Raw genomic sequence first — 12977 nt, forward strand, 5'->3', positions numbered from 1 at the left:
TTATTGTTAGATTGATTATTTTTTGCCATATTAATAAAAGGTATAATCCTTACTGCGTTAAAGGCTTTTCTTAGGAAAGTTGGCCATTTCTTAATTCAGCCATTAATTGAGAAATATTAAGAATATTCCTGGCTACTTTCTCCTGTCAGAGGAGATTGTTTTAGCCTGAAAAGCTAAAAAACGTTAACCCAATGATTACACAAACAATAAAACTGGTTCCTTTTTAGGCGACCGACGATCACTGTTAAAATTCGAAAAAGTATGGCAACACGCGGCTTTCACGCAATTGTAATTTTTCGTAATATGACGATGAAAAGTTTTTTAGAGTAGATTATAGTTAAATCATAAGGTGACGTGGGAAGTACCAGGTTAGTTAGTTGTATCCATCCCGAAGGTGTTCGGTTAGTTTAAGCCACTAAAAAGGGGATGCATTATGGACGAATACTCACCCAAAAGACATGATATAGCACAGCTTAAATTTCTTTGCGAAACCCTGTATCATGACTGTCTTGCAAACCTTGAAGAAAGTAACCATGGCTGGGTTAATGACCCGACCTCAGCAGTCAACCTGCAGCTCAATGAGCTGATAGAGCATATTGCAACTTTCGCGCTTAATTATAAAATTAAGTACAATGAAGACAATAAATTGATTGCGCAGATAGATGAATATCTGGACGACACCTTTATGTTGTTCAGCAGCTATGGTATTAATACGCAGGATTTGCAAAAATGGCGTAAATCGGGCAACCGCCTGTTCCGTTGTTTCGTCAACGCCACCAGGGCTAATCCTGTTAGTTTGTCTTGTTAAAAATTATTACAATCATAGGTAGAATTTATGTCTGATAAACCATTAACTAAAACTGATTATTTGATGCGTTTACGGCGCTGTCAGACAATTGACACTCTGGAGCGCGTCATTGAGAAAAATAAATATGAATTGCCCGACAATGAGCTGGCTGTATTTTACTCAGCTGCGGATCACCGTCTTGCAGAATTGACGATGAACAAACTCTACGACAAGATCCCTTCTTCAGTATGGAAATTCATTCGTTAATCACGCTACATTATTTTTTAGAGAACACGCAGGTGTTATCTGCATCCTCGTTCTGGCTAATAACACAACGGGCTATTATAGAACAGTGATATAGATCACATACCAATAACAGGGAACGTTCCCTCTAATACTCTATTATTGCTTCTATTGCGATAATATCCACCAAGGGGAGCGCGCGGTGAGTGACGAAAAACAAAAAATGATCGCTGGGGCGCTGTATTGCCCGACCGATGAAACTTTATGCCGGGATCGACTACGGGCACGCCAACTCATCCATCAATACAATTATACTACGCCTGATGAAATAAATAAGCGTCAGGCGATTTTACGCGACCTGTTGGGTCGATGCGAAGACGCCTATATTGAACCTTCTTTTCGTTGCGACTACGGCTATAATATTTTTCTTGGCCACTCCTTTTACGCTAACTTCGACTGCGTCATGCTTGATGTTTGCCCAATTCATATTGGCGATAATTGTATGTTCGCGCCAGGGGTACATATCTATACCGCCACGCACCCGCTGGACGCCGTCGAACGCAACAGCGGCAGAGAATTAGGTAAACCTGTCACTATCGGAAATAACGTCTGGATAGGTGGACGAGCCGTCGTTAATCCTGGCGTAACCATCGGCGATAACGTCGTCGTCGCTTCAGGCGCTGTGGTGACAAAAAACGTACCGCCAGACGTCGTGGTAGGCGGAAATCCGGCGCGAATCATTAAAAAAATGTAGTCAAAATGATAACTGTTATGCTAATTCGTGGTTAATCTGTTACTTTTTTCACATTACACCTCCCTTTAAAATGGGCTGTTATTACCCCCTATGTCGCAGAAATCATGAAGGCAAAAGATGACAGAGATACAGCGCCTGCTTAGCGAAACTATTGATGACTTAAACGTCCGTGAAAAACGCGATAACAGGCCGCGTTTTAGTATCAGTTTTATCCGCAAGCATCCTGGGTTATTTATCGCGATGTATGCAGCCTGGTTTGCGACGCTGGCGGTCATGCTGCAATCAGAAACGCTGGTGGGGTCAGTGTGGCTGTTAGTGGTGTTATTTATCGCATTTAATGGTTTCTTCTTTTTCGACATCGCCCCGCGTTATCACTATAACGACATCGATGTGCTGGACCTCCGGGTCTGTTACAACGGCGAATGGTACAACACCCGCTTTGTTCCCCCCACGCTCATTGAGACGATTCTTCAGTCTCCACAGGTGGATAATGAACATAAAGTCCAGCTGCAAAAAATGGTTGCCCGTAAGGGCGAACTTTCCTTCTACGATATTTTTACGCTGGCCCGCGCAGAAGCCAGCCGGTAATAAAAAAGTGCGCACCCTCCCTGGTACGCACTGCTTTCCCTGAACTGTTGTTTTTTTAACGTCTTTTTTTACGCCCCTGAACCGCCTTAAAACGCGGATTTGTTTTACAAATCACGTATAAGCGTCCTTTGCGTTTGACTATCTGGCAATCCGGATGCCGTTGTTTTGCATTGCGAAGTGAGTTTAACACCTGCATTTCATTTACCCCTTTTAGCGCCGATAAAATGACCGAAACGTTTCTGGAAGCGTGCGGCGCTACTTTCGCTATCAAACGTTTTCTGTTTACCGGTATAAAAAGGATGCGATTTTGATGACACATCAATAGTGACATACGGATATGTCACGCCGTCCAGTTCGATTTCACGTTCAGTTTTGATAGTTGATCCCACTTTCACATATTCATTTGCGCTGGTGTCGTGAAATACGACGGTGCGGTATACAGGATGAATATCAGGTTTCATTGCGCCCTCTCGATTATGTTATAACATAACAATAAAATACGCTATCAACGCTCCTTTTTCAACCGGTAAACATTCACGATCTCTTCCTGGCGGCAAAAGCAACGTGGCGTAACGCGTTAGTCTGGCCCCTGTATCTGTAAAATCGATAAAATAGCTTTATCATTCGAGGGCGCGATTTACGATCGGATATACTTTCTCTACGCTGTGTTTATAAGGACATCACTGTGACAACACGACATCTGGTCAGCCTGGTAACGGGAGTGCTTATCCTGTCTGTCCTTTTCCCGATAGGATTGAGCCTGTGGCTGGCGCACCGTCAAGTTGAAAAAAGGTTTAACGAAGAGCTGGATATCTTCTCGTCCCGGGTGGCGCTACGTACAGAAAGGGTCAGTGACCAGGCAAAAGCCGCGTTAACGCATATTGCCTCCTTTAAAGGCGAGCCCTGCAGCAGCGCCCATTTACTCGCCATGCGCCGCGTGTCTTATAGCTTTCGGTATGTCCAGGAAGTTCTGTACCTTAAAAATTCGATTCCCGTTTGCTCCTCACTTGAAAAAGAGAGCCATATTCCCGCGTTCCCTCCGCCCATGAAAATCACTCGCGACGGTTATCGCGCCTGGTTTACGGCGCAAAACGATCTGGGTATAAAACGCTATATGGCGGCACTCGGGAGCGACAGCTATATCGTGATGATCGACCCGGCGTCCTTTATCGATGTAATTCCGTTTGGCGCATGGCCGATTGACGTCGCTATTATTGGCCGGGAACGCAATACTGTGGTTGCCAGCAGCGGTAACCTTGACCCCGCTATTCTTCCGCTCATTCAACATGAGACGCCCCTGCGGCTGGAAAACCGAGGCATTCAGTATGCTATTCACCCTTTTCCGGAAATGGGCATTACTATCGTAAGCTGGGCACCGACCGCTCCGCTGGAAAGGAGCTGGTATCGACAAGCGTTTATCTGGCTACCGGCGGGCATCGTAACGGGTCTGCTGGCTGCGGCCTTTATTCTGCGTATTTTGCGTCGGCTACAGTCGCCCCGCCACCGTCTCCAGGATGCGATAGACAATCGCGAAATTAACGTACACTATCAGCCTATTATCTCCCTGATCAGCGGAAAAATTGTCGGTGCCGAAGCCTTAGCTCGCTGGCAACAGGCGGACGGCACCTTCCTTTCGCCGGAAATTTTTATCGCGCTGGCAGAACAAACCGGGCTCACGGAGCCGCTAACCCGGCTAATCATCGAAACCGTTTTTGAAGACATGGGGAGTTGGTTAAAGTCCCATCCCGAACAACATATTTCAATCAATCTTGAGGCATCCGATCTGGCGTCGGAAACGCTGCCGGCGCTGTTAAGCACGCTGCTGAACCGTAGCCAAATTTCTCCGTCGCAAATCGCGCTTGAGTTAACGGAACGCGAGTTCGCCGATCCGAAAACCAGCGCGCCCATTGTCGCCAGATACCGTAACGCGGGACATTCAGTTTATATTGATGACTTTGGCACCGGCTATTCCAGCCTCAACTACTTACAAAATCTGGATGTGGATGTCCTTAAAATTGATAAATCTTTTGTCGATGCGCTGGAATATAAAAACGTCACGCCGCATATTATTGAAATGGCGAAAACGCTCAAACTCAAGATGGTCGCAGAAGGCATCGAAACGACCAGGCAAGAGCAGTGGCTACGCCAGCATGGCGTACATTATGGTCAGGGCTGGTTATACAGTAAGCCCCTACCCGCTACGGCATTTATTCTTTGGGCGGAACAGCGGCTATAACGTCGCACAGCAGAAAAGAACAGTGTGGAGAGGCTCAAATGGGTGGGGGCCCTGCCAGCTACATCCCGGCACACGCGTCATCTGCCTTGGCTGCTTCCTTCCGGACCTGACCTGGTAAACAGAGTAGCGTTGCGGGAGAACCAACAGAGCCCCCATTGAGAGCGTTGTGAACCAACGCGCAGGCGCATTATCACTGCTATATCGTGCAATTGCAACCCATCAGGCATCGGATGCTGGTTTCTTGCGCATCCGGGCTTTCCTCCCCCCTTATTCCAGATTATCCTGAAGCATTAACGCAGGATTCTATTATGGATATTCAGGACACTTTTCCTCAACGCGTCTGGCAAATCGTCGCCTCGATCCCGGAAGGATTTGTCACGACCTACGGTGATGTCGCCCGGCTTGCCGGTTCGCCTCGGGCGGCGCGTCAGGTCGGCGGAGTTTTAAAACGTCTGCCGGAAGGCAGCACTTTACCATGGCATCGGGTGGTGAACCGCCACGGCGCAATATCACTTACCGGGCCGGATCTACAGCGGCAACGTCAGGCATTACTGGCGGAAGGCGTGGTGGTGTCGGGAAGCGGACAAATCGATTTACAACGCTATCGCTGGGTGTATTAACCCTCTCCGTAACGGAGAGGGTTGGCGCAGGATTAATACTGGGTAGGCGCAGGAACGGCAGAAGACGGATTGACCTGGGTCGGCGAAGTCGATGGAACCGTCGTCGTCGCACCACCGCCGGCCTGCACAGGCACCGCCGTTTGCTGTACCGGTACCAGCGTCAGATCCGCTTTAGTGCCGCCATTGTTAATCACCGGTTTCACGCTATCGGTAATAAATACCAGCTTATTGTCAACGGTGATGGCCGCGCTCAGGAGAATACGCGCGTTAGGTTGAATATCTGATGGGTTAAACGGCAACACAAAACTGAAAGGCGCCTGTTTACCTTCGGTACGTACCGCTTTTTGCGACAGCACCTTAGACGGCGCATCAGCCAGCGAAGCATCTGAAAGCGTCACGGTCAGCACCGCATCTGGCGGCAGAGCGACCTTCTGGCGGATCCAGACGGTACCGGAAACATTGGGTTGCTGAATAGTAGACTGGTTAGCTGTAATCGACATGTTAGGGTTTGGCGCAGGCGTCTGGATATCAGCGCTTTTATCAGCGCAGGCCGCCAGAGATATCGCAACCGCTAAACCACTTACGATGTGCACGAGTTTCATTCAATTCTCCTTATCATCAATGCACCAGCAGGCCTTTCCCCCCGCCGGAAGAGTGGTTAACAGAAACATAACGTGATTAAGTGTGGCACATGTCACTCATTTTTGCCTGGAATTGGTCTGTTATTCAGACTTTTGTACCCATCGGACCACTTGCAAAATTGCGTTATACTCTGCCCTACCTCGCTTCGGCATCGTTGTCACCTGGAGAGTATGTATGAGTCAGACACTGAATAATTTGCTGACATTATTGAATCTGGAAAAAATTGAAGAAGGACTCTTTCGGGGCCAAAGTGAAGACTTAGGGCTGCGCCAGGTATTTGGCGGTCAGGTGGTGGGCCAGGCGCTCTATGCCGCCAAAGAAACGGTGCCGGAAGCACGACTGGTGCATTCATTCCACAGTTATTTTCTGCGGCCAGGCGATAGCCAAAAACCCATTATCTATGACGTAGAAGTGCTGCGCGATGGGAATAGCTTCAGCGCCCGCCGCGTTGCCGCTATTCAGAACGGAAAACCCATCTTTTACATGACCGCCTCATTCCAGGCGCCGGAACCGGGTTTTGAACATCAAAAAACCATGCCGACGGCAGTCGGGCCGGAAGGACTACCGTCAGAAACGGAAATCGCGCAATCGCTGGCGCATTTACTGCCGCCGATTCTGAAAGAAAAGTTTCTCTGCGATCGCCCTCTGGAAATTCGTCCCGTCGAATTTCACAATCCGTTGAAAGGTCACGTCGCCGCGCCTGTGCGTCAGGTATGGATTCGCGCCAACGGCACCGTTCCGGATGACATTCGCGTCCATCAATATTTACTGGGATACGCCTCGGATCTGAATTTCCTTCCCGTCGCGCTTCAGCCTCACGGCATCGGTTTTCTGGAAAAGGGCATTCAGATCGCCACTATCGATCACTCTATGTGGTTCCATCGTCCGTTCAATTTTAATGAATGGCTACTTTATAGCGTGGAGAGCACTTCCGCCTCCAGCGCCCGGGGCTTTGTTCGCGGCGAGTTTTATACTCAGGATGGCGCGCTGGTCGCTTCAACCGTGCAGGAAGGGGTAATGCGTAATCACAATTAAAACATGCCGCTATGCGGCGTTAATGGCCTGATGACGCTGCGCTTATCCGGCCTACGGTAGACTGGGTAAGCGCAGCGCCATCAGGCATGTTACGCAATCACGCGTTATACGCATTCTCGCCGTGACTGTTCACATCCAGCCCCTCGCGCTCCTGCTCTTCCGGTACACGCAGTCCAACAAGGATATCCGCCAGTTTGTAACCAACAAACGCGACAACGCCGGACCAGACGACCGTAATAGCAATACTTTCCAGCTGTACCATCACCTGATGTCCCATCGTAACGCCGTCGACAAAGCCAACGCCGCCCAGCGAACTGGCGGCAAAAACGCCGGTCAGGATACAGCCGACTATTCCGCAAACGCCGTGAACGCCAAATACGTCGCACGGATCATCTACCCGTAACAGACGTTTAAGCATGGTGACTCCCCACAATCCCGCCAGACCCGCAATAACGCCGATAACCAGCGCGCCGCCAACGCCAACATAGCCACAGGCTGGCGTCACGCCGACCAGACCGGCAATCGCGCCGGAGCACGCTCCCAGCAGGGAAGGCTTACCGCGTAGCGTCCACTCGCCGATAATCCACCCCAGAATCGCGGCGGCGGTCGCCACCACGGTGTTCACAAAGGCCAGCGCTGCTATCTCGTTTGCGCTACCAGCAGAACCCGCGTTAAATCCAAACCAGCCGATATACAGAATCGCAGTACCGGTAAATACCATCGGCAGGTTATGGGGTTTAAATGCTTCTTTCCCAAAGCCGACGCGTTTGCCAATTAAATAAGCCCCCACCAGCCCGGCGATAGCGGCGTTAATATGCACCACCGTACCACCGGCAAAATCCAGCGCGCCGTGAGCAGCCAGCAGGCCGCCGCCCCACACCATGTGCGCAATCGGGATATAAGAGAGCGTGAACCACACCACGACAAAAATCAGTACCGCCGAAAAACGAATACGCTCCGCCAGCGCGCCGACAATCAGCCCGACGGTAATACAGGCGAAAGATCCCTGAAACGCGACATGAATATACTGATAAATCGTCCCCGTTACCGCCGTCAACGCGATATTCTTCAACATCGCCCCATCGGCATTACCGAAGAAATGATTCCCTTCGCCAAAAGCCAGCGAATAGCCGTACACCACCCATAAAATACAGACCAGCGCAAAGGTGACGGTCACTTGCGTTAACATTGACAGCACGTTCTTGGCGCGAATTAATCCGCCGTAAAACAGCGCGATACCTGGTATCGTCATGAACAGCACCAGCGCGGTGCAAATCATCATAAAAGCACTATCCGCTTTATCGGCAACCGCCGGCGCGGCTATCGTTAGCCCAGGCAGCAGCGCCAGTGAAGCCAGTGTGGTTTTTATCATCGCTATCTTCATTTTTTCATTTCCTGTTGCTGTGTGGCGGGTCTTACAGCGCTGCTTCGTCAGCTTCGCCGGTACGAATCCGAATAACGCGCATGAGCTCCGCGACGAAAATTTTGCCGTCGCCAATTTTTCCGGTGTAAGCCGCTTTACTGATGATATCGATCACCTCTTCCAGTTGGTCGTCGGCGATAGCCACATCAATTTTGACCTTCGGCAGGAAATTCACGCTGTACTCCGCGCCGCGATACAGTTCGGCGTGTCCTTTCTGACGGCCAAACCCTTTCACTTCGGTGACGGTCAGTCCCTGAATGCCAATGGAAGAAAGCGCCTCCCGCACATCCTCCAGCTTGAACGGTTTGATAATCACGGTAACCAGCTTCATAGAACCCTCCAGTCAGAATTAGGTAACGGCTGCCGCCGCGCATGGACTTTTCAGAATGGATATTGCAAAGGATGTGCCAGAAGCTGGCTAGCGATGAAAAGCGCGGTTAGCGGCGCGTCTTTATATTGACGCGCCCCAAAATCGAAGCAGGGAAAGAAAAACGCACCACGACGGTGCATGATGGGCAAGGATTTGCCCTGTGGCGCCAAACCTTACGCCGCAGGGCCGGGTTCTTCGTGTACGCTGGCGGCTAACTCCTCGCCAACTAACTGTAATTGATACATTTGCCAGTAGCGCCCTTGCGCCGCCAGCAATTGTTGATGCGTCCCGCGCTCCACCGCCTGGCCGCGATGGAGAACCAGAATGGTATCCGCCTCCACGATTGTCGATAGCCGATGGGCAATAACCACCAGCGTGGTGCGCTCGCGAATCGCCGCCAGCGCCTGCTGTATCGCCTGTTCAGTGCCGGAATCGATGCTGGCCGTCGCTTCATCAAGAATTAATATTTGCGGGGCGTCAACCAGCACGCGCGCCAGCGCCAATAGCTGTTTTTGCCCGACGGACAGCGTATTTCCCTGCTCGCCGAGATGCGTATGCAGTCCGTCGCTCAGGCCGCGCGCCAGGTCTGCCAGTTGTACCGTTTCCAGCGCTTGCCACACCTGCGCCTCGGAGACATCGCGCCCCAGCGTCACATTAGCCAGAAAAGTATCCGCCATCACTACCGGGTCCTGTTGAACCATCGCCACGCCCTGGCGTAAAACGCGATGATTAAGAGAAGAGATCTCTCGCCCATCCAGCCGAATTTCGCCTTGTGTCAGGGGGTAATACCCCATTAATAAGCTGGCGAGCGTGCTCTTCCCGCTGCCGGTGTGCCCCACCAGCGCCACAAAGCTACGGGACGGTACTGATAGCGTAATGTCCTGTAAAACAAGATTATCGTCGCGGTAAGCAAACGACAGATGATCAATATCAATCGCCCCGCTTTGCAACGGTCTGTCGTCGCTGCCATAGCGCTGGCGCGGGCGATCCATCAGTTCAAAAACACGCTCTCCCGCCACCACCGCCTGCTGTAGCATGGATTGCTGGGTGGTCAGTTCAATGAGCGGCTCGTTCAGACGTGACAAATAGCTAATGAACGCATACAGCACCCCGACCTCAATCGTGCCGGCAGACGTAAAGCTGAAAAGCATCAACAGACCGCATAAAATGAGCGCGGAAAAGAGGCTAAGCAGCGGACGCAATAAAAAGCCATCCAAGCGCAGCGTCTGCATCCGCGCCATGTAGTGCGAGCGGCTGGCCTCGCCCATGCGTTCGCCGAAGCGCGCCTGCTGGCGAAACTGCTGGATTACGCTCATCCCGTTGATGATTTCGTTAAAGCCGTCGTTAATATCCGCCAGGTATGCCCGCACGCGGCGTACAATCGGCGTGCTGTAGCGCTGATAAATGATCATCACGGTCAATACCGCCGGAAAAATCAAAATCGCCACCAGCGCCATCCGCCAGTCAAGGCTGAACATAGCGACCAGCATGGCGCCGATCAACGCCGCGCTACGTAATACCGTTGCGACGACCGTGACGTACAGATCGCGGATGACTTCCGTATCGTTGGTCACGCGTGAAATTAATTGTCCGACAGGCTGCGTGTCGAAGGCGCTTAGCGGCTGGCGCAAGGCGGCATCCATGACGTCCGTGCGCAAGGACTGAACTACGCCAACGGCCGCCCGGTTAAATAATAAAGACTGGGCGTAATGCAGACCCGCCGCCAGAAACTGTAGCCCCACATAGGCGGCCGCCAGCCCCGCGACCTTGCCCAACGGTAAATGGTGGCGGGCCACCATGTTATCAATGAAATAGCTGATCAACAGCGGACCGCTAACCTCCGCCGCCGCCGCAATCCACAGCATCATCACCGCGACAGAGAGCGGTTTTCGCCATGGCGAGCCATACGCCAGCAACCGTTTCAGCGTCGGCCATAGCTGTCCAAAACTACGCATTCACCGCCTCCTCGCCGCGTTCCGGGGCGTCATCCAGAGCGGCCTCCAGTTGCTGATAGCGATACATATCGCGATACCAGCCAATCTGCTGCGCCAGTTGATCGTGATCGCCACGCTGAACAACATGACCATGTTGCATAACGATAATTTCATTGGCGTCGGTCAGCGCGGATAAACGATGCGCGCTGATGATGACCGTACGCCCTTCGCCCCACTGGCGCAAATTATGCAAAATCTGATGCTCCGTGCGGCCATCTACTGCTGAGAGCGCATCATCGAGAAGCAGAATTTCCGCATTTAACAGTAGCGCTCTGGCAATCGAGATACGCTGTTTTTGCCCTCCCGATAACATGACGCCACGTTCACCTACCTGCGTGTCGTAGCCCTGAGGCAAACGGAGAATATCCTCATGTACGCTGGCCAAACGCGCCACCTGTTCAATCTCCTCCTGAGTCGCCTCCGGGCGTCCGAGTGCAATATTATTGGCAATAGAGTCCGAGAACAAAAACGGCGTCTGGCTGACGACCGCCAGTCGGCTACGCCAGCTATCCAGTTGCAGATGCGTCAACGGCATGTCATGGAATCGGATCTCTCCCTGCGTCACATCAAAATGGCGCTGGATAAGCGACAAGATTGTGCTTTTCCCCGCGCCGGTCGGACCGCATATCCCCAGCATCTGACCCGGTTTAAGACGAAAGTTCACATTCTCCAGCGCCGGATGCGTCGTTTGCGGATAGCAAAACTCACGAATGGCCGCCGTCAGTTCGCCGCGCCCCGCCGGGACCGGCTCTTCGCCATCCTTAACTACCGGCGCTTCCGCCAGCATGGCGCGGATGCGGCTGTATGCGGCGCTACCCCGCTCTACGATATTAAACATCCAGGCCAGCGCCAGCATCGGCCAAATCATCAACCCCAGATACATCATAAAGCTGGTGAGTTCGCCCAGCGTCAGGCTGCCGTTAACCACCATCCAGCTTCCGCCGCTAATCGCGAGCAGGTTCGCCATGCCAATGGCGATGTAAATGGTTGGATCAAAACGCGCGTCAATACGCGCCACGCGCATATTTTTCTTGCCGGTATCTTCGGCATCCGCCGCAAACAGCGAAGACTGGCGGTCCTCCAGACCAAACGCTTTGATCATGCGGATGCTGGTCAGACTCTCCTGCGTGCGGTCGTTCAGGCTGGAGAAGGCGGCCTGCGCCAGTTTGAAATAATCATGCAGCCGATCGCCGTAACGTTTGATCATCAGCGCCATAATCGGCATCGGCAACAGCGCTAATAGCGTTAGCTGCCAGCTAATTTGCGTCGACATGACAATCAGTACCGCGCAGCCCATTACCAGCGAGTCAACCAGCGTCAGAACGCCCTCGCCCGCTGCAAATACGACGCGATCCACATCATTCGTCGCGCGCGCGATAAGATCGCCCGTCCGATGGCGCTGATAAAATTCAGGATGCTGACGACTCAGCTGGCGATAATAATCTTCACGCAGTTCGACGGCTAATTGATAAGAAGCGCCAAATAGCAGCACGCGCCAGACATAGCGCAACAAATAGACCACTACGGCGATCAGGGCAATGGTGCCAATCCACATCGCTATTCGGCCTGGAGTAAAATGCTGTGCGGTTACGCCATCCACGACAATCCCCACCACTTTGGGCGGGATCAGCTGAAGCATCGCAATAAGCATAAGCAGGGCCACCGCGCCAAGATAGCGACGCCATTCCCGGCGAAAGTACCAGCTTAATTGAGCAAATAATCGCACGCGTTATTTCCTGATATGATTTCCGGCAATACCGGGAGAATTATTCAATGGGCAGAGAGGTGGTGTACTTAATCTGTTCCATCGCAAAACTGGAGGTGACGTCTGACAGTCCTGGGACGCTATTGACCAGACGTTTATAGAAGTCGTCATACCGCTTCATGTCGGCCACCTGAACTCGCATCAGATAGTCGTATTCCCCCGCCATTCGCCAGAAGCCAAGCACTTCCGGCATCTCAGAGACGACGGTCACGAACCGACAGTACCATTCACTGCTGTGGTGCTGCGTTTTTATCAACACAAAAGCGGTTAATCCCAGACCCAGTTTTTCCGGGTCCAGCAGCGCGACCCTGCCAAGCAGGACACCGTCATCTTCGAGGCGTTTAAGCCGCTTCCAGCAAGGCGTTGTCGTCAGATTAACGGCATCCGCCAGCGCCTGCAAAGAGAGGGTACAGTCCTGCTGCAATAAGCAAAGCAGTTTACGGTCAATTTTATCTAACATACCCACTCCACAGAGAATATTTTTCTCCTTACATTGTAATTTAAAGGTCAAATAGCAACA

The 12977-nt window shown here is 51.8% G+C and carries 15 protein-coding genes and 1 other RNA gene; 7 read left to right on the plus strand and 9 right to left on the minus strand.

The features are described from left to right. Positions 1-433 precede the first annotated feature (433 nt). The 4 genes from tomB (at position 434) to ACLD4K_RS04110 (ending at position 2372) form a co-directional block, all read left to right on the plus strand. The gene (tomB, locus tag ACLD4K_RS04095; RefSeq protein WP_000344807.1) at positions 434-808 is read left to right on the plus strand and encodes an Hha toxicity modulator TomB; all 375 of its coding nucleotides are present in this window, start codon (positions 434-436) and stop codon (positions 806-808) included. Positions 809-835: 27 nt separating this feature from the next. Next, positions 836-1054 carry an HHA domain-containing protein gene (locus ACLD4K_RS04100; protein ID WP_183059593.1) on the plus strand — a complete coding sequence of 73 codons (219 nt, stop codon included), beginning with the start codon at positions 836-838 and terminating at the stop codon, positions 1052-1054. Positions 1055-1232: 178 nt separating this feature from the next. Then, on the plus strand, positions 1233-1784 hold the full coding sequence (gene maa, locus ACLD4K_RS04105; RefSeq protein ID WP_411011427.1) for a maltose O-acetyltransferase: 552 nt from the start codon (positions 1233-1235) through the stop codon (positions 1782-1784). A 117-nt stretch (positions 1785-1901) separates the two neighbouring features. Next, on the plus strand, positions 1902-2372 hold the full coding sequence (locus ACLD4K_RS04110; protein WP_000136183.1) for a YlaC family protein: 471 nt from the start codon (positions 1902-1904) through the stop codon (positions 2370-2372). 55 nt (positions 2373-2427) lie between these two features. Here ACLD4K_RS04110 and ykgO read toward each other — a convergent pair whose 3' ends face one another. Both ykgO and ACLD4K_RS04120 read right to left on the minus strand, forming a co-directional pair. Next, positions 2428-2568 (minus strand): type B 50S ribosomal protein L36, encoded by a 141-nt coding sequence (gene ykgO / locus ACLD4K_RS04115; RefSeq protein ID WP_001197749.1) that lies wholly within the window; start codon positions 2566-2568, stop codon positions 2428-2430. Between the two features lies 1 nt (position 2569). Then, entirely contained in the window at positions 2570-2833 is a 264-nt protein-coding gene (locus ACLD4K_RS04120; RefSeq protein WP_411011428.1) for a type B 50S ribosomal protein L31, read from the minus strand. Positions 2834-3057: 224 nt separating this feature from the next. Here ACLD4K_RS04120 and ACLD4K_RS04125 point away from each other — a divergent pair, with 224 nt between their 5' ends. After that, positions 3058-4608 (plus strand): EAL domain-containing protein, encoded by a 1551-nt coding sequence (locus tag ACLD4K_RS04125; protein WP_411011429.1) that lies wholly within the window; start codon positions 3058-3060, stop codon positions 4606-4608. Positions 4609-4657: 49 nt separating this feature from the next. Here ACLD4K_RS04125 and ffs read toward each other — a convergent pair. After that, an RNA gene (ffs, locus tag ACLD4K_RS04130) (signal recognition particle sRNA small type) lies at positions 4658-4754 on the minus strand. Positions 4755-4838: 84 nt separating this feature from the next. Here ffs and ACLD4K_RS04135 point away from each other — a divergent pair. Continuing rightward, positions 4839-5228, plus strand: a complete 390-nt coding sequence (locus ACLD4K_RS04135) for an MGMT family protein (RefSeq protein ID WP_000961285.1) — start codon at positions 4839-4841, stop codon at positions 5226-5228. Positions 5229-5260: 32 nt separating this feature from the next. Here the strand turns inward: ACLD4K_RS04135 and ACLD4K_RS04140 are convergent, their stop codons facing one another. Then, positions 5261-5830: a YbaY family lipoprotein gene (locus ACLD4K_RS04140; protein ID WP_000779801.1), complete on the minus strand. Its 570-nt coding sequence runs from the start codon at positions 5828-5830 to the stop codon at positions 5261-5263. Positions 5831-6044: 214 nt separating this feature from the next. Here ACLD4K_RS04140 and tesB point away from each other — a divergent pair, with 214 nt between their 5' ends. Continuing rightward, a complete protein-coding gene (tesB, locus tag ACLD4K_RS04145) occupies positions 6045-6905 on the plus strand; it encodes an acyl-CoA thioesterase II (RefSeq protein ID WP_000084176.1) in 861 nt (286 codons plus the stop codon). 97 nt (positions 6906-7002) lie between these two features. Here tesB and amtB read toward each other — a convergent pair whose 3' ends face one another. The 5 genes from amtB to decR form a co-directional block, all read right to left on the minus strand. After that, entirely contained in the window at positions 7003-8289 is a 1287-nt protein-coding gene (amtB, locus tag ACLD4K_RS04150) for an ammonium transporter AmtB (RefSeq protein ID WP_000684912.1), read from the minus strand. Between the two features lie 31 nt (positions 8290-8320). Further along, positions 8321-8659 carry a P-II family nitrogen regulator gene (glnK, locus tag ACLD4K_RS04155; RefSeq protein ID WP_000780341.1) on the minus strand — a complete coding sequence of 113 codons (339 nt, stop codon included), beginning with the start codon at positions 8657-8659 and terminating at the stop codon, positions 8321-8323. A gap of 212 nt (positions 8660-8871) precedes the next feature. Further along, complete coding sequence (locus tag ACLD4K_RS04160; protein ID WP_001256074.1) at positions 8872-10653, minus strand: SmdB family multidrug efflux ABC transporter permease/ATP-binding protein; 1782 nt, start codon at positions 10651-10653, stop codon at positions 8872-8874. Next, entirely contained in the window at positions 10646-12418 is a 1773-nt protein-coding gene (locus ACLD4K_RS04165; RefSeq protein WP_001235560.1) for a SmdA family multidrug ABC transporter permease/ATP-binding protein, read from the minus strand. Before ACLD4K_RS04165 ends, ACLD4K_RS04160 begins: the two co-directional genes overlap by 8 nt. A 40-nt stretch (positions 12419-12458) precedes the next feature. Then, the gene (gene decR / locus ACLD4K_RS04170) at positions 12459-12917 is read right to left on the minus strand and encodes a DNA-binding transcriptional regulator DecR (protein WP_411011430.1); all 459 of its coding nucleotides are present in this window, start codon (positions 12915-12917) and stop codon (positions 12459-12461) included. Positions 12918-12977: the final 60 nt, after the last annotated feature.

Origin of the sequence: Salmonella sp. 741265055_HSA, from assembly GCF_046569525.1 — a bacterium.
GTDB classification, from domain to species: domain Bacteria; phylum Pseudomonadota; class Gammaproteobacteria; order Enterobacterales; family Enterobacteriaceae; genus Salmonella; species Salmonella enterica.

Excerpts from the sequence above, each read along its gene's own strand:
- tomB (WP_000344807.1), top strand. The coding sequence starts at position 434 with ATGGACGAATACTCACCCAAAAGACATGATATAGCACAGCTTAAATTT.
- ACLD4K_RS04100 (WP_183059593.1), top strand. The coding sequence starts at position 836 with ATGTCTGATAAACCATTAACTAAAACTGATTATTTGATGCGTTTACGG.
- ACLD4K_RS04110 (WP_000136183.1), top strand. The coding sequence starts at position 1,902 with ATGACAGAGATACAGCGCCTGCTTAGCGAAACTATTGATGACTTAAAC.
- ykgO (WP_001197749.1), bottom strand. The coding sequence starts at position 2,568 with ATGCAGGTGTTAAACTCACTTCGCAATGCAAAACAACGGCATCCGGAT.
- ACLD4K_RS04120 (WP_411011428.1), bottom strand. The coding sequence starts at position 2,833 with ATGAAACCTGATATTCATCCTGTATACCGCACCGTCGTATTTCACGAC.
- ACLD4K_RS04135 (WP_000961285.1), top strand. The coding sequence starts at position 4,839 with ATGCTGGTTTCTTGCGCATCCGGGCTTTCCTCCCCCCTTATTCCAGAT.
- ACLD4K_RS04140 (WP_000779801.1), bottom strand. The coding sequence starts at position 5,830 with ATGAAACTCGTGCACATCGTAAGTGGTTTAGCGGTTGCGATATCTCTG.
- tesB (WP_000084176.1), top strand. The coding sequence starts at position 6,045 with ATGAGTCAGACACTGAATAATTTGCTGACATTATTGAATCTGGAAAAA.
- amtB (WP_000684912.1), bottom strand. The coding sequence starts at position 8,289 with ATGAAGATAGCGATGATAAAAACCACACTGGCTTCACTGGCGCTGCTG.
- glnK (WP_000780341.1), bottom strand. The coding sequence starts at position 8,659 with ATGAAGCTGGTTACCGTGATTATCAAACCGTTCAAGCTGGAGGATGTG.
- ACLD4K_RS04160 (WP_001256074.1), bottom strand. The coding sequence starts at position 10,653 with ATGCGTAGTTTTGGACAGCTATGGCCGACGCTGAAACGGTTGCTGGCG.
- decR (WP_411011430.1), bottom strand. The coding sequence starts at position 12,917 with ATGTTAGATAAAATTGACCGTAAACTGCTTTGCTTATTGCAGCAGGAC.